Origin of the sequence: Pseudomonas mucidolens (assembly GCF_900106045.1) — a bacterium.
Classification (GTDB): domain Bacteria; phylum Pseudomonadota; class Gammaproteobacteria; order Pseudomonadales; family Pseudomonadaceae; genus Aquipseudomonas; species Aquipseudomonas mucidolens.
In genome coordinates this window covers 992,521-1,010,285 of the sequence record NZ_LT629802.1, presented here as the reverse complement: position 1 = coordinate 1,010,285, position 17,765 = coordinate 992,521, and the positions used below count along the sequence as shown (strand labels likewise).

Here is a 17,765-nt window from a genome sequence, read left to right as displayed (position 1 = left end):
TAAAAGGTTTCAATAAGAGGACGATAACAGCCTATGACCGGCTTTTCTCAGTGCCTTTCGTTTTGAATGATTCGTTCAAGAATGAAGCAAGAGCCTGTACTTTTCGGGACCTGTGTTTTCTGGTCGGTATCAGCAGAAGAATCGGGGCGGTCTCGAACTCCCAGTCGGCCAGCACGCGAATCAGGCTACCCTGGGCAATCGAATCAACCACGTCCCATTGCGAACGCAGAACCAAACCAAGATCCTGCTCCGCCCATCTGCGCGCCACTCCACCATCGTTGCTGACCATGCTCGGAAAGATTCGCAGAGACTTGCTCTCGTTGTCCCTGCGCAAGTGCCAGTACGTCGCGTGTTCGTCATTCTCGCGAATACAAATACACCGATGAGCTGTCAGGTCTTCAGGCGCTATTGGGGCCCCATGCTCTTTCAGATAGAACGGGCTTGCACACAACCATCGTTCATTGGATGCCAGCACTTGAGCAGTCCATGAGCTGTCGTTGATGGAGCCAATGTGGATTACCGCATCGCAATTGCTCCGATCTGGCCAAGGGGTTTCTCGCAAATCGAGCTCGATTCTTAGTTTAGGGTGAAGCTTTGCAAACCGTGCCAGCAAGGGAGCTAAACGCAACCGCCCAAAGCCGAACGGTGCAGATAGGTGGATCACTCCCTGAAGGCGCTCGTCGTCAGCCACCATTGAGTCTGACAACTCCTCCAGCGCCTGCAGCAACCGTCGTCCTTCCTCGGCCATGCGCTCTCCATCCTCGGTCAATGCCAAGCGCCTGGAGTCTCTGCTGGCAAGCTTCATGCCCAATTCCGCTTCGAGTTTTCGCAGTCTCATTGAGAGAGCTGCCGTGGTGACTCTCAGCTTGCGAGCAGCCTCGCTCAATGAGCCGGAAACGGAAATTGCCGTAACCAGTTCTAGATCGGAGAACGTAATCATTAAGTAGTTCTTAACATTCGTTTAAGTGACCGTTAACCAAAAATATACCGTACTGCGTAGAGTTGCAAACACACAGACACCCACGAGATCTAGCTAATGACTTCCTCCATTGATTCCCTCGATACCCCCGTAGCCGTGGTGGATGTAAGCCGCATGCAGCGCAACATTCAACGCATGCAGAACCAGGCTAATCGCCAGGGAGTAAGGCTACGACCCCATGTAAAAACCACCAAATGCGAGCAGGTGGTAGCAGCTCAGGTGAAGGCTGGAGCCCAAGGCATAACGGTTTCCACACTCAAGGAAGCTCAAGCCTTTTTTGCCCAAGGCATCACCGACATTCTCTACGCCGTAGCAATGGCCCCCACCAAGCTCAACCAAGCACTGGCACTGCGCCGCGCCGGATGTTCCCTGACGATTGTCACTGATAGCGTTGCGGGCGCGAGAGCGATCACCGACTTTTGCCGCACCCATGGCGAGCGGTTTGAGGTTTTCATCGAAATCGACAGTGACCATCACCGCTCGGGTGTTCGTAGTGACGATCCTGTGCTGATCGAGATCGCCAGAATCCTTCATGAAGGTGGTGCTGTGCTCAAAGGCGTGATGACTCACGCCGGCGAAAGCTACAAGCTGAACACCCTTGAGGCGCTGCAGGAAATTGCGGAAATTGAACGTTCAGAATGCGGGATGGCTGCTGAGGCCATTCGGTCTGCGGGCTTGCCGTGCCAGGAAGTGAGTGTCGGCTCAACGCCCACCGCATTGTCCGCCGTTCACCTCGACGGCGTCACCGAGCTCCGTGCCGGCGTGTACGTTTTCTTCGATCTGGTCATGCACAATGTTGGCGTATGCCAGCTGGACGAACTCGCCTTGAGCGTCCTCACCACCGTGATCGGCCATCAGCCAGAGAAGGGCTGGATCATCACGGATTCCGGCTGGATGGCAATGAGTCGCGACCGGGGCACGCAGTCCCAGCAATGCGATTTCGGCTACGGCCTGGTTTGCGATACTGAGGGCAAGCTCATCGACGGGCTTCAGTTGCGCTCAGCCAACCAGGAGCACGGTGTGGCGTCTTTCGAGGAAGGCCAACAGGTAGAAATCGAGCAGCAGTTTCCTATTGGAACCCGTCTGCGTATTCTGCCCAACCATGCATGTGCCACAGGCGCTCAATACCAAGCATACGAGGCCCTAGACGAAAATGGTGAGATCAGTCTCTGGCCTCGCCTGAACGGTTGGTAGGGAACATTTCCCAAATAGATGCTGCTCTGAACTGGCACGTGAATCGCGAAAGGAAACAGTGACCGTTTGGCGCCACGCGCACCAAACGGTCAACCTCAATTCAAGTGTCCCCTTATGGCCGGTTTCTGCCTATCGACCTATGCAGCGATCACGGATGCAGCCCACTGTCTTCATCTGTTGCGCATTCGTTGAACACACCCTTTCGCTCAGCGAGTAGGTCGTCATCTATCGACTATTTGTTGTCGCAGTTCGCGCCTGACGTATGCCATCCAGATGCTCAGTCCATTTTCGTTAACGATACCGTCGGCACTGGACGTGGAAGTGTTGAGACTTGCCTCCTTCATCCGGTGTCGGATGATCGCTTCGATCTGCGGAATCAGGAAATGAGCGGCTATACCAAGGTCCCCTGCGAACCCCCAGTACAACCCCTTCCCGATCATCTGCGCTCGATTTGGAGGCACGTGCGACGACGCCTTGGCCCACTCCACCCTATCGATCTCTTTAACGCAGTGTTCTGAGATGATCGCAAGCGCCGGCAAAACTACACGCCTCACCGTCAGCTTGATAGTGTGTAAGTGATCGCTGACCACCTTGGCCTGGACTGTGTACTCATCAGTCTCAGTCAGTTCAGCACTGAAGGGCAACGGAGGTCGACGCTCATCGCTGCTGCAACCGGACCTTGCAGGCGGCCATCGTCATTGTTGATACTGTCGCAAAATTCATGTGCAGAACTGTAGTTATAATCGGGAGTTTTGCGACGAATAAAGAGAGCGGATGACGATGGAAAATCCGCTCGGTATTGGCCCACACAACGGCAAAGGGATTGATTTGATGATATCTGGAAGCATGACGCTGCAAGCGTTATATCGCGCCTACCTAGACTGCCTGAATCGCCAAGATTGGGATGCGCTAGGGCGGTATGTTGCCGACGATGTCAAACACAATGGCCGTCCGTTTGGGCTGTCAGGCTACCGCTCGATGCTGATCAAGGATTTCGAGGATATTCCCGATCTGCGTTTCGTCATCGATCGTTTGGCGTGTGACCCGCCGCTTATTGCGGTGAGGCTATTGTTCAATTGCTCACCCAAAGGATACTTCCTTGGCCTGAAGATCAACGGTCGGCGCATTTCCTTCGCAGAGAATGTGTTTTACGAGGTAAAGGATGGCAAGATTGCCGATGTGCTCTCCGTCATCGATAAAACCGCCATCGAAGATCAGATCACTTGAGACGTGTTTGTCGCGTAACTCATGAATTTGCCGCCAGATCGCCGACACTGAAAAATCAGGCGAAAGTTGGGCGCAAAAGCCGTGACATTCAGGGGACTTTTGCGACATCTGACGGCCGCCTCATTGCCAACCAATCCGAAAGCTGCCCGACCGGTATCCACCCCGTTTCTGCGATTTCCTATCCGCCAAATAACGCGTTCAAAATGCCGCCAAATAGGGTGAGAAAGGAGAAAACGGGACAGTTTTATTAAATTTCGACAATCTCAACGGATTTGGCTCTGCTCATCCTCAGCAGCCCATTCCTGCTAAACTGCCCTCCCTTCGCATTCGTCACCTCAGATCCTCATGCCCTCACACACCGCATCAACCCAAGCCCTCTCCCGTCGCTTCTCCGTCGCCCCGATGATGGATTGGAACGACTAAACTCAGGAGCCTTTAAAAACATGGCCTCCGGAAACCTCCAGCTATTCTCGTACCAATTCTGTACCTCCGAGGCCGTCAGCCCCCCTTGTTATGAGGTAATAGCCGGCTACGCTCTGTGGGTGACTGCTTCACATGAGGCAGATAACGGCCAGAAGCGAAAGCTGAAACATTTCATTGCAATAAGTAGCTTTTCGATATAGAACGCGCGAACCACCTCAACACACTTTTTCCAACACTCGATAAATATTAATAAAACATACTAATAAAGGATAAACAATATGTTTTCTTCTGACATTAACGAAGATAAAATTAGAAAACGCATTTTGGATTTCCGGACTCTCGCGCAAAACGGAATCAGCGATAAGGACTGTATAAACGCTGTATCTTCAATCTTTGGAAATGTGTACTCATATGTCACAGAAACCAGAACCTACGAACAAGGGACAACCTTTTTCCGCGCAAGGGCAATTCCGTCGAACGATACTATTACTCCACCCCGAACAATCCAAAAAGTTGGGGATGCCTGGGAACCGCCCCCGCATATAGTTAAAGTGCAAGGGCGACTTAACGCGATCAACCAAAGCATTTTATACTGCTGTGCGGGCGATCCTAACTTGGCAATTGATGAAGCCAGAGCAAGAGATCACACACATGTCGCAATTATGGTCTATAGGTCGTCCCGACCAATAAACGTTGCGGTTCTCGGTGATTATAACGGATCAACGCTACCGAAAGATCATAGATCAAATTTGTTTTATTCGTTTTTAGACGAAGAATTTTCAAGAGTTGTACCGACTGGTGAAGAGGCGCGCTACTCCATTACTCGTGCAATCGCGGACACCTATTTTAACTATCCAGAACAAGATGCTTGGTGCTACCGTTCCGTTCAGTCACCGGAAAAATTCAACGTGGCTTTCTTGCCTGGAAGATCAAAATTCAACCTAGATTTGATCGGAGTATTGATTTGCGATCTTAGTGCGTCATCCAATGACGCTCTGAGCGTCAAATTCGTTGTTGATTTCGACAAGAACTCAGGAGAAGCCCGCTATCATGCAATTGGCTCAGAGGAGCAAAAAAAGATATTTCCAGAGATAACGTAAAGGTAAGAACAGGTACCCTCCAAGCCAGCCAAATGAGATATCTCCTGAGCCCTCTAGTTTTAGAGGAGGCTTATTTTCTCTTGAAATGACGGGGTCGTACAGCGACGACAGAGAGATTCGAAAGTACCCGCACCCGCATTCGGTCAGCCGAGGCCCCGGAATACAAGGGCTCCAGCGGTGCCAGTTGCGCAAAAGCATTCCCACGCCATTCCCATGGTCATCAGCATGCATCTCTGTACGCGTGCGCATCACACGTATAGGGGCCTGACGTTCGGGGTCTGGAGGGGGGCAAAAAAAAGAGTAACATAAGTAATCTTGACCGTTTTCTACTCTCAAGCTATTGAAATTAAAGGGTTTTATATTTAGAGCAAAAGGTAATCTTTAAGTAATATTGAAGTAATCTGATTGCTCTTTATAAATGTAATTCTCTACTTTTATAAACCCCTTTAAAATCAATAGGTTTACAAAAAATTACCTTTTCAATTACTTCTCTGTTACTCCTTTTTGTAATCTCAAAACCCACGGAATACGTGGCCTCCAGACCATTTCTGTGGGGAGATTACTGAAGTTACTTTTTTTGAGACTCCCCCCCTCCCCCTCAACAGCAGAGCCTTTAGACGCCTTCAACGAAATACCCCCTCGGTGCAGGGTTCCGCAGGCTTTTGACCACCCCACAACGCCGAGCAGCCCCCCAGCCAGTGCCGCGTTGGGCTGTCCGCAGGGCCGCAGAAAAAACGACCCATTTAGCCCGCAGGCGAGGTGGGGGGACGACGGCGCGCGCCAGGTGCTGAAGCACGTCACCGTCTTAGCTTGTGACACGCCAACTCCCCCGGCACCAGAATACCGCTCCTGCCTCTGTGAGTGAGAGGAAAGCCGGACCTTTGCCGAGAGAAAGCTAATCGCCAGGCAGCAAAAAGCCGCCTCATGGGCGGCCAATTGTCTTTGAGAATGATCTTTGGCGACTAAGCCTTCAGTTCATCCGGTGTGTGCGTTTTGAGCCAATCGGCCAAAGCGGCGTTCATTCGCGTTTGCCAGCCTGGTCCAGAAGCCCTGAATCGCTCCAGTATTTCAGCATCAAAACGAACATTGACGTGCTCTTTAGTGGCTACCGACTTCGGCCGGCCACGCTTTGGCTTGAGCATTTCCTTTGCCTGGGCCTTGCCAAACAACCCAGCCAACACGTCGCTGGCTGGCTTGGCCTTAGCAAAGTCCTTGTCCGACCACTCAGGGTTTGCCGTGTCGACCATCTCAGGACTGGGTTTCTTGGTCATAATTTTTGACCTCTCGTTTGTTGGCTTTACGAAAGCTGATGACGTGGACCGCGTTACCCCGTGGGGTAAACACTACGACATGCAGCCGATCCCCTATGTACCCCATTGCCCGATAACGACACTCGCCGTAGTCGAATCGATCATCTTCCAAGATCAAGGCCGTAGACCATTCGAAGTCCCGCACCATGGCAAACGGGAGTCCACGTTCTTCAGCGTTGCGAGCGTCTTTGGCTGGATCATAAGTAATCTGCATTTTATTATTGTATCCACAACAAATCACCAGCACAAGGTGTTGACTCCCTACGGTCTATCGAGGAGTGCCTTTTAAACGCTGCTCATGCTGCGTAACTCGTTGCGATTGCTGAAAAACTGCGCAAAAGGCAACCACCGCCAGAGCGCATTCGCTTCCGAGTTAATGAGTGATTTTCTCTCCATGAGAGATCAGCAACTGTCCGGCGGCATTGACTCGACGTGTGCTATGAACTCGAATGTAGCCAAGGTCAAATGAGGGAAATCGTATGCAGAGTCATCTGATGCCTGTGCCGTTTTACGAGGCCCGTTTATCTGATCAGCAAAGACAATGAGCTCTATGTGGCAATTCGGCCAATCGTTATCAATGTCGGCCTGGGAAGGTCAGTACACTAAGCTGAGCAATTCTTCTGACCGATCAGGTGTTGAGGCTATCTCAACACCTTCGCTAGATAGGGCACAGGAGGCTCTGTGCTTCCCTCTTCAGAAGCAGGCGTATCGGCTGATAGCCCTCCCCCTAACAAGGTGCGCCTGATCCGCATAATAAAATCATCCGCTATGCTAAGGGTATCAATGATACCTTGTGGATCATCAAAACTTGCTTAAGCAGAAGAAAAACGAGGTCTCGAAATTTTATCACCCCCAACACAAGCTTGACAGAATTAATTAATAACACGATCAGGACGGAGCACTAATATGGCTAAACTCTCAGCAGATCAAATAACGAGTCTTTGCGAAAATTACCGAAAAGCGGCTTATGTCCAACCTGGTCGTGCAGAAATGGGACAAAAATCCGAGAGCTTTCGACTTCTTGAGCACGGACTGGAATTCCACAATCTCGACTTCGATGAGTTAATCGCTTCTATACTCGGACTTACAAGTACACTATCAGACCCTGGACTTTCAATAATATCTTCCGACCACACCGCACTATGGTCGTGGTGTGGAGAGTTTTTATTCGGAGTAAGATCTACTTTTTTTGAAGGAGAAAAACCCAACTTAAAACCATTATTCAAAAATGCAATCCTAGTATCTATCGCTCACTCAAAAGCTTATGACCCACGTGAAATCGATCTATCCCTAATTCTCTCTTACATTGTATTCCCACTACTTGAAGCCATCCTAAAGCGAGCGGCGTGTGAGTACATGGCACCAGACGGATCAGTTATAAAACCCTTTCATAAGCCGGATGGAAAAAATCTATATACTAATAAAAACACATGCAGCAATCTCTACGCCATGTTAACACTACATTACACACACATTGCCTCACCTGAATTAAAAAAAGACCTAGACACTTACAAAGCACACATCGAACTACTCGACAAAGAAAAAAGTCCTTTTGAAATGATTTTTTTCTGGCGAAATGACACTCTTCATGGAAACTTGCACTACCCAACCATTGCTGGCACCTTACTAAATCTATGCTTACTCATCATCATTCACGAACTCAAAGATCAGTATAATGAGCGCCGGGATACTTTAGTACAACGTATCGAGTGGTTTTTTTGCAAGAGCCCTGACGCTTTTTTATATTACCCACAACAATAAACTCATTTTAAGTCACAGCTTACAAAACCCTCAATAAACTAAAGCACCAAACGCATCTATCCAATAACCTTTCTGCATTAATTTTTCTTGTGGTTGGACCTCCCGCTTTCCCTGTCTAGGTCGCTCTTCAGTCCCGGGGAGCGACTCAGCATCGAGTAGGATGTGCCCCTCCAGTGCGCCACCTGTTTACTGAACCAAGGTGTTAGGTCCCCACAGGAATTTCGTAAGGTTTGAAGCGCACGACCTCCTCCCCAAGCCATTCATTCACTTGCGCCATGCGCGCCTGAATAGGCTCCAGTTCATTGGCTGCATAGATTTGCGCCGCTTCCCTGATTGATCCAAACCCACCCGCGTTCTGCGGCACGATGCCCATCAGCTGCGGCGGAATGCGCAAGCTGGCCAGCACATCGTCGCGGGTCTGGTTTTTGATCGAATTGAATTCATCTTTGGCCGTCACTTCGCTGACGGGGATGACCTGCAGCCCGTCTTTTTTTCCATTCGGCGAGTACACGAACAGGTTCCGAAAATTGCCTGGCCCCTTGGAGTCCTTCAGCGCCTTGCGCAGGGAATCGACGTCCGCTTCGTTCTGCGCGGCGTCGGTCATGTAGAGGATGAAACCGGCATGACTGCCGTTCTCGTAGTACTTGCGACGGAAAAGCGTGGCCGACTCATTCAGCAGCGCCGACTGCAAGGCACTGATCCACTCGGGGAGGCCATACACCTCCTGGTGCAGATCCGCCTCCCGAAGATGAAAAACGGTGCCTGGTTCAAATTCGTGCTCTTCCTTCCAGCCCTGGACCATGAACTGCCGGCCGTCCTTGCCCTGGCGCATGTATTTCGCCAATGGCGGTACCAGCTCGCGCACCGGGCCAAGCATCGAACGCCGCCCTTCCAGATAACCGTTGCCTAGGCAAAGGAAATCCAGCGCGAACTGTTCGAACGCCGCGCGCGACAGCAGCCGGTGCGGGATAAAGGTCTTGCTCAGCAAGTTACGCTTGAACATCAAGCCCGAATGCAGATGCACGCTGGAACCCACCGACCGTGCCAGGCCATCCAGGGATAATGGCGGCTCGTACCACCGCCCGTTAAACCAGCACTCCAGATAATCGAACACCTCCCGGCCGCTCAGTACGGGTGATGGTTCGCCGAAGCTGAACGCCTCCATCTTGCTGTCACTGCGAGGGATAAACTCCTGCGTTACCAAGGCGGGAGCCTGGGCCAGTTGCTTGTTATTTCTGCGGCGGTTCGACATCAAAAAATCTCCATCCGCCCGGTGTTGGCAGAGGTCTGCCCCTCCAGCGGTTCGTTGTGCAATGCGTGAAAGAGCGCCCATGCCAGGTCGGCGTGGCCGGTGTTGTCGTTACGGCCGGCGGTGTAGGTGAATTGGCGACCGCCTGCGGTGATGGTCTTGCGGATCGCCATCAGCGATTGCGCCATGTCGGTCCAGCCGGCGTCGAACTCCAACCGGCCCCGGTGGATCACGTCATAAGCCTTCAGCACCAGGCGGGTCTTGACCTCGGGCGAGTAGCTAAAGGTGGTGACGTTGGGGAAGAATTGGCGCACAAGCTGCGCCACGCCACTGCCCAGACCGGTGACGTCGATCCCGATGTAGGTTACCCAGTAGCGGTCGCAGACGGCCTTGATCACGCTGGCCTGATCGGCAAAGTCCATCCCGCGGAACTGGTGACGTTCCAACACCCGGAACTTGCCCCCCGGTACGAGCGGCGGCGCGACTACCACCAGGCCCGAGCAGTCGCCGGTTTCCGCGGGGTCATAGCCCACCCACACCTGACGGTCACCGAAGGGGCGCATGGCAAATGGTTTGTAGTCCTCGGCCCACTCGACCCAGCTGTCGACCATGCACGGCTGCAGCACCGTCAGCGGGAAGATGCTCGCGCCGTCGTCGACGAACTCGCACATCAGCAGGTTGGCGAACGCCTCGGGGCTGTACTCGCGACGCAGCTCTTCGATGTCGAACAGGTCGCAACCGCCCTGCTCTGCGTCGAGGATGGTGACGATCTGCCGCCACAATCGATCCTCACAGAACCGCCCTTGCTGGAGCGCGCCATGGGAAACATCGACCTTGGTGTGTTGCGCCGCCGGCTTGCCCTTGTTGAAGCGCTCACCCGTCCAGAAGGTGTATGCCTCGTGGGCCATGGTCGACGGCGTCGAGAAGTAAGTTTTGCGCCACTTCTTGTGCATCGCCATGCCAGACGCAACCTTGTTCAGCTCCTCAAACTTAAACGTCCAGAAGAATTCGTCGAAGTAGAAATTGCCGTGGTAACCCTGGGCGGTGCGCGCGTTGGTACCGAGGAAAAAAAGCTCTGCTCCGTTCGGCAAGACAATGGGATCACCCGTCAGCTCGACGCCGATAACCTCGCGGGCAAATGCCTGGATGTACCCGCGAAAAAGGTAGGCCTGATTCTTCGATGCCGACAAGAAAATCTGATTACGCCCAGTTTCCAGCGCATCAATGAACGCCTCGCGGGCAAAATAGTAAGTGGCGCCGATCTGCCGGCTTTTGAGGATGACGCGCGTGCGCTGATTGCCCGCTCGGTGCCAGTCTTTCTGGTAATCGAAGCACCCGTCGATAAACGCTTCGCGCAGCAGCTCGATCTGGTCTTCGCTGATGTCGTTTTTCGGCGTCTTTTTCTTCGGGCCTTCGTTGCGCTTGGCGAGATTGGGGTTGAGTTCGGTTTCGGTACCGCCGCCCTGGAAGCGCTGGATGCGTGCCTGGCGCTCCAACTGCCGGTGCAACAGGTCGATCTCTTTGAAGTCGCCGCCGCTCTTACCTTCCTTGAGGATCAGTTGCACCAATCGGGCTTCCAACGCCCCGCCGATCCGCTCGACATTGTCGGCCCGGTCCCACTCGTCGCGGACCTTCCAGCTGTGTAGCGTTTTTTCCTTTTCGCCCGTAGCCTCGGCAATCTCGCAGATACGCCAACCCATCCAATAGAGGAACTTGGATTGGCGCCGGGGATCAATGGGGAGTAGTTCGGTCGTAGTCATGGCCGCGATGCTGCCGCTCTGGCCTGCGAGTCAATAGCACCGCCCCTTGTAGCCCAGCCCCTTACAATCCCGTCCCGTTGCCGCAACTCGCGCGCGTCACGACCATGCCCCTCATTGCAACGCACTTAGCGCCCAACGCATTGAGGATTACCGGCATGAAGAAATTTCGCAGCAATTGGTTCCGCGTCGCCGTCGAGGGCGCTACCTCCGACAAGCGCACGATCAAACGCTCCTGGTTGGAACAGGCCGCGAAGAACTTCAACCCGTCCACCTACGGCGCCCGCATCTGGCTGGAGCACTTCCGCAGCCTGCTGCCCGACAGCCCGTTCAAAGCCTACGGTGACGTGCTCGCGGTCAAGACCGAAGAAGTGGAAATCAACGGCCAGAAGAAGCTGGCCCTGTTCGCCCAGGTCGAGCCCACGCCTGAGCTGATCGCTATGAACAAGGCCAAGCAGAAGATCTACACCTCTATCGAAATCGACGACAGCTTCTCCGACACCGGTGAGGCGTACATCGTCGGCCTGGCCGTCACAGACTCCCCAGCCAGCTTGGGTACTGACGTCCTGGCGTTCTCAGCTCAAAAACCTGATGTCAGTCCGTTCAAGGATCGCCATTACTCCTCTACTTCGATGTTCACCGAGGCAGTGGAAACCGAGCTGCAGTTTGAAGAAATCGAAGAGAAGCCCGGCCTTGGCGCCCAGCTTTTCAGCAAAGTTCAGGCGTTACTGGGCGGCAAACAGGCGAAGGACGATGCCGAGTTCGCTCAAATCGGCCAGGCCGTCGAAGCTATTGCCGACCACGTCAAAGACCTGCCGGACCAGTTGGCCGCAGAGAAGAAATTCTCCAGCGAGTTGAACACCAAGGTTGAGACGCTCAGCAAAGACCTGGCCGACCTGAAAACCACCCTCGGCGCCACACAAGACCACTCCCAAACCCAGCGCCCACCGGTAACCGGCGGCGGCAAACAAGCCCTGGCTGAATTCTGACCTGCGGCCTCAACCGCCCAGCCCACTATCGGAGACACCCATGCGTAACGACACTCGAAAACTCTACACCGGCTACCTCGGCCAGGTTGCACAGCTCAACGGCGTTGACTCGACCACCGCCACGTTCAACGTTGACCCAACCATTCAGCAGCGCCTGGAAACCAAGATCCAGGAGTCGAGCGAGTTTCTGACCAAAATCAACATCATCGGCGTTGACGAACAGGAGGGTGAAAAGGTTGGCCTTGGCGTCGGCAGCACCGTTGCCAGCCGCACCAACACCAAGGTCAAGAAGCGTGAGCCGAGCAGCATTGGCACCCTGTCCAGCGACAAATACCGCGCTGAACAGACCGACTTTGACACCTATGTCAGTTACAAGCAGCTCGACGCCTGGGCCAAGTTCCCGGACTTCCAGACTCGCCTGTCCAGTGCCATTGCCCAACGTCAGGCGCTCGACCGTATCCAGATCGGCTTTTACGGCACTTCGGCCGAAGAGCAAACCGACCGAACGGCGCACCCACTGCTTGAAGATGTCAACATCGGCTGGCTCCAGCAGTACCGCACTCACGCACCTGACCGCGTGCTGACGGAAGGCGCCGTCGCTGGCAAAATCACCATCGGTAAAACCGGTGACTTTAAGAACATCGACGCGCTGGTCTACGACGCTATTCAGTTGCTGGAACCTTGGTACCGCCGCAACCCGGGTCTGGTGGTGTTGACCGGCCGTGAGCTGGTACACGACAAGTTCCTGGCCCTGGTCAACAAGGACCAGGACTCCACCAATACCCTTGCGAGCGACCTGATCATCTCGCAACGTCGCGTCGGCGGCCTGCCGTTGTACGAGGTGCCCTACATCCCCGAAGGCACGATCCTCATCACCACCTTCGCCAACCTGTCCGTGTACTGGCAGATCGGCGCGCGTCGTCGCTACCTCAAGGAAGAGCCGGAGTGGAACCGCGTCAGCAACTTCGAATCGTCGAACGAAGCCTACGTGGTGGAGGAATACGGCCTTGGCTGCCTGCTGGAAAACATCACTCCAGTCGAAGAAGCAGGAAGTGAGGGTTAACCCTATGGCACTCAGCATTGCTCAAGCCCACCAACGCCGCGCTCGCGCGGCCATGGAGGCAGCAAAAACGGCACCCCGGCAGTCCATGGCCGGCGCCACAGCTTACGAGCATCAGTTGAATCAACTGCTGCAAGACCGTTTGCGCTTGAAAGCCATCCAATCCAACGAGGGCAAGGCCGCGCTCAAATTGCAACTGCTGCCCGAGTACATCCCCTATGTCGAGGGTGTGCTTGAGGCCGGTAACGGCCCCCAAGACGACGTCATGACCATCGTCATGGTGTGGCGTGTCGACGTCGAGGACTACAGCGGCGCGCTGGACATCGCCGACTACGTGCTCAAACACAAGCTGATCATGCCGGATCGCTTCGAACGCACCACCGGTTGCCTGGTGGCAGAAGAAATTGCCACGGCAGCGCTGAAGGCACAGAAAGCCAACGGCAGTTTCGACCTGAGCATCCTGCACCGTACCGTCGAGTTGACCGAGACCGAAGACATGCCCGACCAGGCCCGCGCCAAGCTGTTCCTCGCAACTGGCCGCGCCACTCTGCACGGTATTACCGCCGAGGAACCAGGCCAGCCTGGACAGATTCAAGCCGGTATCGACCTGCTCAAGCGCGCAATCGAATTGCACGACGGTTGCGGCGGCAAAAAGGATTTGGACGGCGCCGAACGCCTCCTGAAAAAACACGCTGCTCCCAGCAGCTAACCGAGCGTCCCCACGCACCCCGCCGGCTCGGGGCGGATCGGCCAGGCCGCTCCTCCTTAACGTGAAGCCCCGACCACCGGCGACCTATTTTTGAGTGTCGTTCTATGAGCGCCTTTGTAGCCAGCGGCTCCGTCGCAGGCGGCCATATCAACACCGATCCGTTCTGGCCGTCGATTGACCTGGAGAACCTGCGCGCCACACTGCGCATCGACTCCAGCGTCACCCCTGCCCGCTTGGAAACTGCCGTGATCGCCGCTGCCATCAACCTCAACCGCGAACTGAGTGAATGGCGGGAAGCCCAGCAAGCGGCTGGCTACGCCACGCTGGACGACGTGCCGGGTGATCGTATCAACGACATATCGGTAAAGGCCCACCTCTACCGTCGCGCCATTGAAGCCGGTACCGGCGCCGAAGTCTGCGAACGGTATCGCGATTACAGCGCCACCAACACCGGCAGCCAAAAGGCCGAAGAACTCACCCCCAACATCGACGACTACCGCCGCGATCTGCGCTGGGCCGTGCGCGACTTCCTCGGCCGCACCCGCACCACCGTGGAGTTGATCTGATGGCCGTCGCCGTCCGCGCCAATCAAAACGACACCGTCGATGCCTTGTGCTGGCGCTACTACGGCCGCACCGCGGGTGTCACCGAGGCGGTGCTTGAAGCCAACCCCGGCCTGGCCGACTACGGCCCAATCCTGCCGCTAGGCCTTGTCGTCAACATGCCCGAAGACCAAACCAGCGCGCCCCAACGGCAGATGGTGAACCTATGGGACTGATCTCCTACAACCAAGGAAACCCACACCATGGCTGACCCAACCTCCAGTGCCGTGACCGGCCTCCTCATGGGCCTGGGCCTGGCAACCGTCACCCCGATCATCGACGGTGAGGCGTTGTTTGGCGCGATCCTCGGCGCCTGGTTGGTGACCAGTATGAAACACGAACTCAAGGTCTGGCAGCGCCTGGGCTCTCTGTTCCTGTCGGCCGGGGTGGGCTACCTGTTCGCGCCCATGGCCTTGCAAGCAATCCCGTTTATCACCAGCGGCGGCGGTGCTTTTCTCTGCGCCCTGGTGGTCATCCCCATCAGCATCAAGCTCATGGTATGGGTGGAAAAAGCGGACATCTGGGATATCTGGCGTCGCATCAGAGGGGGCAGCTGACATGCCAAACATCGAATTGATAGTTCAACTGATCACAGCGCTGACCTATCTGTTCAGCGCCTTTCGCCTGGCCTGTTACACCCGTGGGACAGCCCGGTATCGGCTCCGAATTTCATTGCTCGCCAGCGTGTTTGGTTCTGCGCTCTGCATCAGCGGTCTGGAAATCCTTCTCTATCGTCAGCCGGCCAGCCTCTGGCAAGCCGTGTCCAGCGTGCTGCTCTGCACCCTGATTTTCCGTTCTCGCGGCAACGTCGCCGCCCTGTTGAGGCCCAGCGCATGACCACTACCCTTCGCCACGGCGACCGTTCGCAAGCGGTCCGCATTCTGCAAAAGAACCTCAACAACCACGGCGCCAAGCTGGTGGTGGACGGCGATTATGGCGATGCGACCGAAGCCGCTGTTCGTGCCTATCAGGTGAAAACCGGCCTGGTGGCCGACGGTGTCGCTGGCAGCAAGACCCAAACCAGTTTGGCCGGCGGTGACTGCGCGCAACTGCTGCGTAACAACGACCTGCTCGCCGCCGCCGAACGCCTCGGCGTGCCTCTGGCGAGCGTCTACGCGGTCAACGAAGTGGAATCCAAGGGCAAAGGCTTCCTCGACAACGGTAAGCCGGTGATCCTGTTTGAGCGGCACATCATGTACCGCCAGCTCGCCAAGGTGCGGCACGAGGGCGATGACCCGACCGAACTCAAACGCCACGCGGACCAGCTCGCCGCCGCCAACCCGGCTCTGATCAACCCGAAAGCCGGCGGATACACTGGCGGCACGGCCGAACACCAGCGCCTGGCAATGGCCCGCCTGATCGACGACACCGCCGCCCTTGAGTCCGCGTCCTGGGGCGCTTTCCAGATCATGGGTTTCCACTGGCAACGCCTCGGATACACCAGCGCTCAGGACTTTGTGGCTGCCATGAGTGCCGGCGAATCGCAGCAGTTCGACGCCTTCACCCGTTTCATTGAAACCGATCCGGTACTGCAAAAAGCCTTGAAGGCCCGTAAGTGGACCGAGTTCGCCAAGCTCTACAACGGGCCGAACTATCAACGCAACCTCTACGACGTGAAGCTCCTGCGCGCCTACGAACGGCACGCCAGTTGCGAGTGCGGGCAAGGGGTGGCGGCATGATCGACTTCGAAGCCGTGGAGAAATTACAGGTGCAGGACGGCGACCTGGTGGTGGTGCCGGAATCGACCGAACAGGACGACATGGTGCGGTTAGCCGAATGCATCCAATTAATGAACGGCGCAAGGGCTGTGATCGTGCGCGGCCCGATCAAGCTGCTCGACACTCCAACCATGAACAAGCTCGGTTGGTACCGCGCATGAGCACCCTGCGCCAGGCCCTGTACGGCATCGCCTTGCTCGGCGCCCTGGCGCTGCTGATATGGGGCCAGCAACAGCGCATCAATGTCGCGGAAGGCCAAGCCGAGCTGGCGAGAGGTGCCGCAACGACCGCCCGCCAAGACGCCGACCGCAACCTGAAATCCGCCAACACCCTCACCGACACCCTGAAACAGGAACGCGATGCACAGAGCGCCCTGCGCGCTCAACAGGATCAGTTGCGTCAAGGCCTGGCAAAGCGCGAGCGAACCATAGAGGAACTGAAACGTGAAAACGCCGAACTACGCAATTGGGCTGCTCGGCCTTTGCCTGACGCTGCTCGCCGGCTGCGCGAGCGCCCCGCCCTTACCGGCGCCGACGCTTATCGTCAATGGCTGTCCGGCCGTGGTGCCCTGCCAACTGCCAGCGACCAGCCCGCTCAATAACGGCGACCAGCTCACCGACCAAGACCGCGTCGAAGCCGCCTGGGCGGAGTGTGCCGCGCAGGTCGACATAATTTATCAACATCAGCAGGTCAACCCATGAACAAACTCGAAAGCCTGCGCACTCACCTTCTGGCCACCGTCGCCGAGTTCAAGCACAACCCCGATCGCCTGCTGATCTTTATCGACAACGGCAAGGTCCGATGCACCAATGCGGCCAGTCTGTCGTTTGAGTACAGCTTTGACCTGCAGATCATCCTCACCGAGTTCGCTGGACACCCTGACAGCGTGATGTTGCCGCTTCTGGGCTGGCTCAGCATCCACCAAACGGAACTGCTGGAGAGCCTTGATAAGGTCAATACCGGGATCCAGTTCGAAGCCGATATCCTCGACAAGGACAAAGTTGACCTCAGTATCAGCCTGGCGTTGACAGAGCGAGTCGTCGTTGCCACGGATGACCAGGGCAACATCACCGTCACGCATCCAGGCGAGCCGCAGCGTGTAGCGGGCTACCTCGATCCAAACTGGAAGCCTGGCGCCCAAGGCAACACCAGTGAATTCATGGTGCTAGATGGCAAATAATCTGGAAGCACTGGCAACGTGGGCGTCTGGACTGCTGCAACAACTCCAACCCGCCGCCCGTAGTCAACTTGCCCGGAGCATCGGCCAGGAACTACGCCGCAGCCAGCAAAAACGGGTGGTTGCCCAGCAAAACCCGGACGGCAGCAAGTTCGCACCGCGCAAAAAACGGGATTTACGCGGGAAACAGGGCCGGATTCGGCGCAGGCTGGAGATGTTCAAGAAGCTGAAAAACGCCACCTACCTCAAGGCGCGGGGCGACAGCAACGCCATTACTGTGGGCTTTACAGGGCGAATCGCCCGTATTGCCAGGGTTCACCAGTACGGTTTGAAAGACCGTGCGGAACGTGGCGCACCCGACGTGCGCTACGAACAGCGTGAGGTTTTGGGGTTCACCGAAGCGGATCTTGATGTGATTCGTGACAGCTTGCTCGCACACCTGACACTGTAAATACCCTTCCTACAAGGCAGTGAAGCTGCACCCGCACGCGCGTGGCGCCACCATCGGCG

General features: G+C 55.6%; 21 protein-coding genes and 1 pseudogene. 17 read left to right on the top strand and 5 right to left on the bottom strand.

The window, feature by feature from the left end; translation table 11 throughout:
- Positions 1-31: 31 nt before the first annotated feature.
- Positions 32-940 (bottom strand): LysR family transcriptional regulator, encoded by a 909-nt coding sequence (locus BLU75_RS05060; RefSeq protein WP_084380551.1) that lies wholly within the window; start codon positions 938-940, stop codon positions 32-34.
- A gap of 96 nt (positions 941-1,036) precedes the next feature.
- On the opposite strand from BLU75_RS05060, the gene BLU75_RS05055 reads away from it, so the two are divergent.
- From BLU75_RS05055 to BLU75_RS05035, 3 genes are all read left to right on the top strand, one after another.
- On the top strand, positions 1,037-2,173 hold the full coding sequence (locus BLU75_RS05055; protein ID WP_084380553.1) for a DSD1 family PLP-dependent enzyme: 1,137 nt from the start codon (positions 1,037-1,039) through the stop codon (positions 2,171-2,173).
- 774 nt (positions 2,174-2,947) lie between these two features.
- Positions 2,948-3,400, top strand: coding sequence for an ester cyclase (locus BLU75_RS05045; RefSeq protein WP_307652825.1), 453 nt, complete (start codon positions 2,948-2,950; stop codon positions 3,398-3,400).
- A gap of 701 nt (positions 3,401-4,101) precedes the next feature.
- Positions 4,102-4,923: an RES family NAD+ phosphorylase gene (locus tag BLU75_RS05035; protein ID WP_084380557.1), complete on the top strand. Its 822-nt coding sequence runs from the start codon at positions 4,102-4,104 to the stop codon at positions 4,921-4,923.
- A 962-nt stretch (positions 4,924-5,885) separates the two neighbouring features.
- On the opposite strand, the gene BLU75_RS05030 is transcribed toward BLU75_RS05035, so the two are convergent.
- Both BLU75_RS05030 and BLU75_RS05025 read right to left on the bottom strand, forming a co-directional pair.
- Entirely contained in the window at positions 5,886-6,194 is a 309-nt protein-coding gene (locus BLU75_RS05030; protein ID WP_084380559.1) for a BrnA antitoxin family protein, read from the bottom strand.
- Positions 6,172-6,381 carry a BrnT family toxin gene (locus tag BLU75_RS05025; RefSeq protein ID WP_231982658.1) on the bottom strand — a complete coding sequence of 70 codons (210 nt, stop codon included), beginning with the start codon at positions 6,379-6,381 and terminating at the stop codon, positions 6,172-6,174. Before BLU75_RS05025 ends, BLU75_RS05030 begins: the two co-directional genes overlap by 23 nt.
- Before the next feature lie 758 nt (positions 6,382-7,139).
- Between BLU75_RS05025 and BLU75_RS27160 the strand changes: the two genes are divergently transcribed.
- A complete protein-coding gene (locus BLU75_RS27160) occupies positions 7,140-7,994 on the top strand; it encodes a hypothetical protein (protein WP_130909175.1) in 855 nt (284 codons plus the stop codon).
- Between the two features lie 202 nt (positions 7,995-8,196).
- Here the strand turns inward: BLU75_RS27160 and BLU75_RS05020 are convergent, their stop codons facing one another.
- Positions 8,197-9,246 (bottom strand): phage portal protein, encoded by a 1,050-nt coding sequence (locus BLU75_RS05020; RefSeq protein WP_084380565.1) that lies wholly within the window; start codon positions 9,244-9,246, stop codon positions 8,197-8,199.
- A complete protein-coding gene (locus BLU75_RS05015) occupies positions 9,246-11,003 on the bottom strand; it encodes a terminase ATPase subunit family protein (protein ID WP_084380567.1) in 1,758 nt (585 codons plus the stop codon). The genes BLU75_RS05020 and BLU75_RS05015 overlap by 1 nt, the downstream gene beginning before the upstream one ends.
- Positions 11,004-11,158: 155 nt before the next feature.
- On the opposite strand from BLU75_RS05015, the gene BLU75_RS05010 reads away from it, so the two are divergent.
- From BLU75_RS05010 to BLU75_RS04955, 13 genes and pseudogenes are all read left to right on the top strand, one after another.
- Positions 11,159-11,989, top strand: a complete 831-nt coding sequence (locus BLU75_RS05010) for a GPO family capsid scaffolding protein (RefSeq protein WP_084380569.1) — start codon at positions 11,159-11,161, stop codon at positions 11,987-11,989.
- A gap of 40 nt (positions 11,990-12,029) precedes the next feature.
- On the top strand, positions 12,030-13,052 hold the full coding sequence (locus BLU75_RS05005) for a phage major capsid protein, P2 family (RefSeq protein WP_084380571.1): 1,023 nt from the start codon (positions 12,030-12,032) through the stop codon (positions 13,050-13,052).
- A 4-nt stretch (positions 13,053-13,056) separates the two neighbouring features.
- Complete coding sequence (locus BLU75_RS05000) at positions 13,057-13,758, top strand: phage terminase small subunit (RefSeq protein WP_090221382.1); 702 nt, start codon at positions 13,057-13,059, stop codon at positions 13,756-13,758.
- Positions 13,759-13,862: 104 nt separating this feature from the next.
- A complete protein-coding gene (locus BLU75_RS04995) occupies positions 13,863-14,324 on the top strand; it encodes a head completion/stabilization protein (RefSeq protein ID WP_084380575.1) in 462 nt (153 codons plus the stop codon).
- The gene (locus BLU75_RS04990) at positions 14,324-14,536 is read left to right on the top strand and encodes a tail protein X (RefSeq protein WP_084380577.1); all 213 of its coding nucleotides are present in this window, start codon (positions 14,324-14,326) and stop codon (positions 14,534-14,536) included. Before BLU75_RS04995 ends, BLU75_RS04990 begins: the two co-directional genes overlap by 1 nt.
- Before the next feature lie 27 nt (positions 14,537-14,563).
- Positions 14,564-14,917, top strand: coding sequence for a putative holin (locus BLU75_RS04985; protein ID WP_084380579.1), 354 nt, complete (start codon positions 14,564-14,566; stop codon positions 14,915-14,917).
- 1 nt (position 14,918) lies between these two features.
- Entirely contained in the window at positions 14,919-15,197 is a 279-nt protein-coding gene (locus tag BLU75_RS04980; protein ID WP_084380581.1) for a phage holin family protein, read from the top strand.
- On the top strand, positions 15,194-16,039 hold the full coding sequence (locus BLU75_RS04975) for an N-acetylmuramidase domain-containing protein (protein WP_084380583.1): 846 nt from the start codon (positions 15,194-15,196) through the stop codon (positions 16,037-16,039). Before BLU75_RS04980 ends, BLU75_RS04975 begins: the two co-directional genes overlap by 4 nt.
- Positions 16,036-16,239 carry a hypothetical protein gene (locus BLU75_RS04970; protein WP_084380585.1) on the top strand — a complete coding sequence of 68 codons (204 nt, stop codon included), beginning with the start codon at positions 16,036-16,038 and terminating at the stop codon, positions 16,237-16,239. Before BLU75_RS04975 ends, BLU75_RS04970 begins: the two co-directional genes overlap by 4 nt.
- Positions 16,236-16,679 carry an Rz-like lysis system protein LysB gene (gene lysB / locus BLU75_RS04965; RefSeq protein WP_084380587.1) on the top strand — a complete coding sequence of 148 codons (444 nt, stop codon included), beginning with the start codon at positions 16,236-16,238 and terminating at the stop codon, positions 16,677-16,679. Before BLU75_RS04970 ends, lysB begins: the two co-directional genes overlap by 4 nt.
- Positions 16,594-16,779 (top strand): annotated as a pseudogene (lysC, locus tag BLU75_RS27670) (Rz1-like lysis system protein LysC); the annotation flags it as partial. The gene lysB and the pseudogene lysC, both read left to right, overlap by 86 nt.
- Positions 16,776-17,258 (top strand): phage tail protein, encoded by a 483-nt coding sequence (locus tag BLU75_RS04960; RefSeq protein WP_084380589.1) that lies wholly within the window; start codon positions 16,776-16,778, stop codon positions 17,256-17,258. The pseudogene lysC and the gene BLU75_RS04960, both read left to right, overlap by 4 nt.
- Positions 17,248-17,706 carry a phage virion morphogenesis protein gene (locus BLU75_RS04955; protein WP_084380591.1) on the top strand — a complete coding sequence of 153 codons (459 nt, stop codon included), beginning with the start codon at positions 17,248-17,250 and terminating at the stop codon, positions 17,704-17,706. The genes BLU75_RS04960 and BLU75_RS04955 overlap by 11 nt, the downstream gene beginning before the upstream one ends.
- Positions 17,707-17,765: the final 59 nt, after the last annotated feature.

Excerpts from the sequence above, each read along its gene's own strand:
- BLU75_RS05000 (WP_090221382.1), top strand. The coding sequence starts at position 13,057 with ATGGCACTCAGCATTGCTCAAGCCCACCAACGCCGCGCTCGCGCGGCC.
- lysB (WP_084380587.1), top strand. The coding sequence starts at position 16,236 with ATGAGCACCCTGCGCCAGGCCCTGTACGGCATCGCCTTGCTCGGCGCC.
- BLU75_RS04960 (WP_084380589.1), top strand. The coding sequence starts at position 16,776 with ATGAACAAACTCGAAAGCCTGCGCACTCACCTTCTGGCCACCGTCGCC.
- BLU75_RS05045 (WP_307652825.1), top strand. The coding sequence starts at position 2,948 with ATGACGATGGAAAATCCGCTCGGTATTGGCCCACACAACGGCAAAGGG.
- BLU75_RS04980 (WP_084380581.1), top strand. The coding sequence starts at position 14,919 with ATGCCAAACATCGAATTGATAGTTCAACTGATCACAGCGCTGACCTAT.
- BLU75_RS05025 (WP_231982658.1), bottom strand. The coding sequence starts at position 6,381 with ATGGTGCGGGACTTCGAATGGTCTACGGCCTTGATCTTGGAAGATGAT.
- BLU75_RS05020 (WP_084380565.1), bottom strand. The coding sequence starts at position 9,246 with ATGTCGAACCGCCGCAGAAATAACAAGCAACTGGCCCAGGCTCCCGCC.
- BLU75_RS05030 (WP_084380559.1), bottom strand. The coding sequence starts at position 6,194 with ATGACCAAGAAACCCAGTCCTGAGATGGTCGACACGGCAAACCCTGAG.
- BLU75_RS04995 (WP_084380575.1), top strand. The coding sequence starts at position 13,863 with ATGAGCGCCTTTGTAGCCAGCGGCTCCGTCGCAGGCGGCCATATCAAC.
- BLU75_RS04955 (WP_084380591.1), top strand. The coding sequence starts at position 17,248 with ATGGCAAATAATCTGGAAGCACTGGCAACGTGGGCGTCTGGACTGCTG.
- BLU75_RS04975 (WP_084380583.1), top strand. The coding sequence starts at position 15,194 with ATGACCACTACCCTTCGCCACGGCGACCGTTCGCAAGCGGTCCGCATT.
- BLU75_RS05055 (WP_084380553.1), top strand. The coding sequence starts at position 1,037 with ATGACTTCCTCCATTGATTCCCTCGATACCCCCGTAGCCGTGGTGGAT.
- BLU75_RS04970 (WP_084380585.1), top strand. The coding sequence starts at position 16,036 with ATGATCGACTTCGAAGCCGTGGAGAAATTACAGGTGCAGGACGGCGAC.
- BLU75_RS05005 (WP_084380571.1), top strand. The coding sequence starts at position 12,030 with ATGCGTAACGACACTCGAAAACTCTACACCGGCTACCTCGGCCAGGTT.
- BLU75_RS04990 (WP_084380577.1), top strand. The coding sequence starts at position 14,324 with ATGGCCGTCGCCGTCCGCGCCAATCAAAACGACACCGTCGATGCCTTG.
- BLU75_RS04985 (WP_084380579.1), top strand. The coding sequence starts at position 14,564 with ATGGCTGACCCAACCTCCAGTGCCGTGACCGGCCTCCTCATGGGCCTG.
- BLU75_RS05010 (WP_084380569.1), top strand. The coding sequence starts at position 11,159 with ATGAAGAAATTTCGCAGCAATTGGTTCCGCGTCGCCGTCGAGGGCGCT.
- BLU75_RS05035 (WP_084380557.1), top strand. The coding sequence starts at position 4,102 with ATGTTTTCTTCTGACATTAACGAAGATAAAATTAGAAAACGCATTTTG.
- BLU75_RS05015 (WP_084380567.1), bottom strand. The coding sequence starts at position 11,003 with ATGACTACGACCGAACTACTCCCCATTGATCCCCGGCGCCAATCCAAG.
- BLU75_RS05060 (WP_084380551.1), bottom strand. The coding sequence starts at position 940 with ATGATTACGTTCTCCGATCTAGAACTGGTTACGGCAATTTCCGTTTCC.
- BLU75_RS27160 (WP_130909175.1), top strand. The coding sequence starts at position 7,140 with ATGGCTAAACTCTCAGCAGATCAAATAACGAGTCTTTGCGAAAATTAC.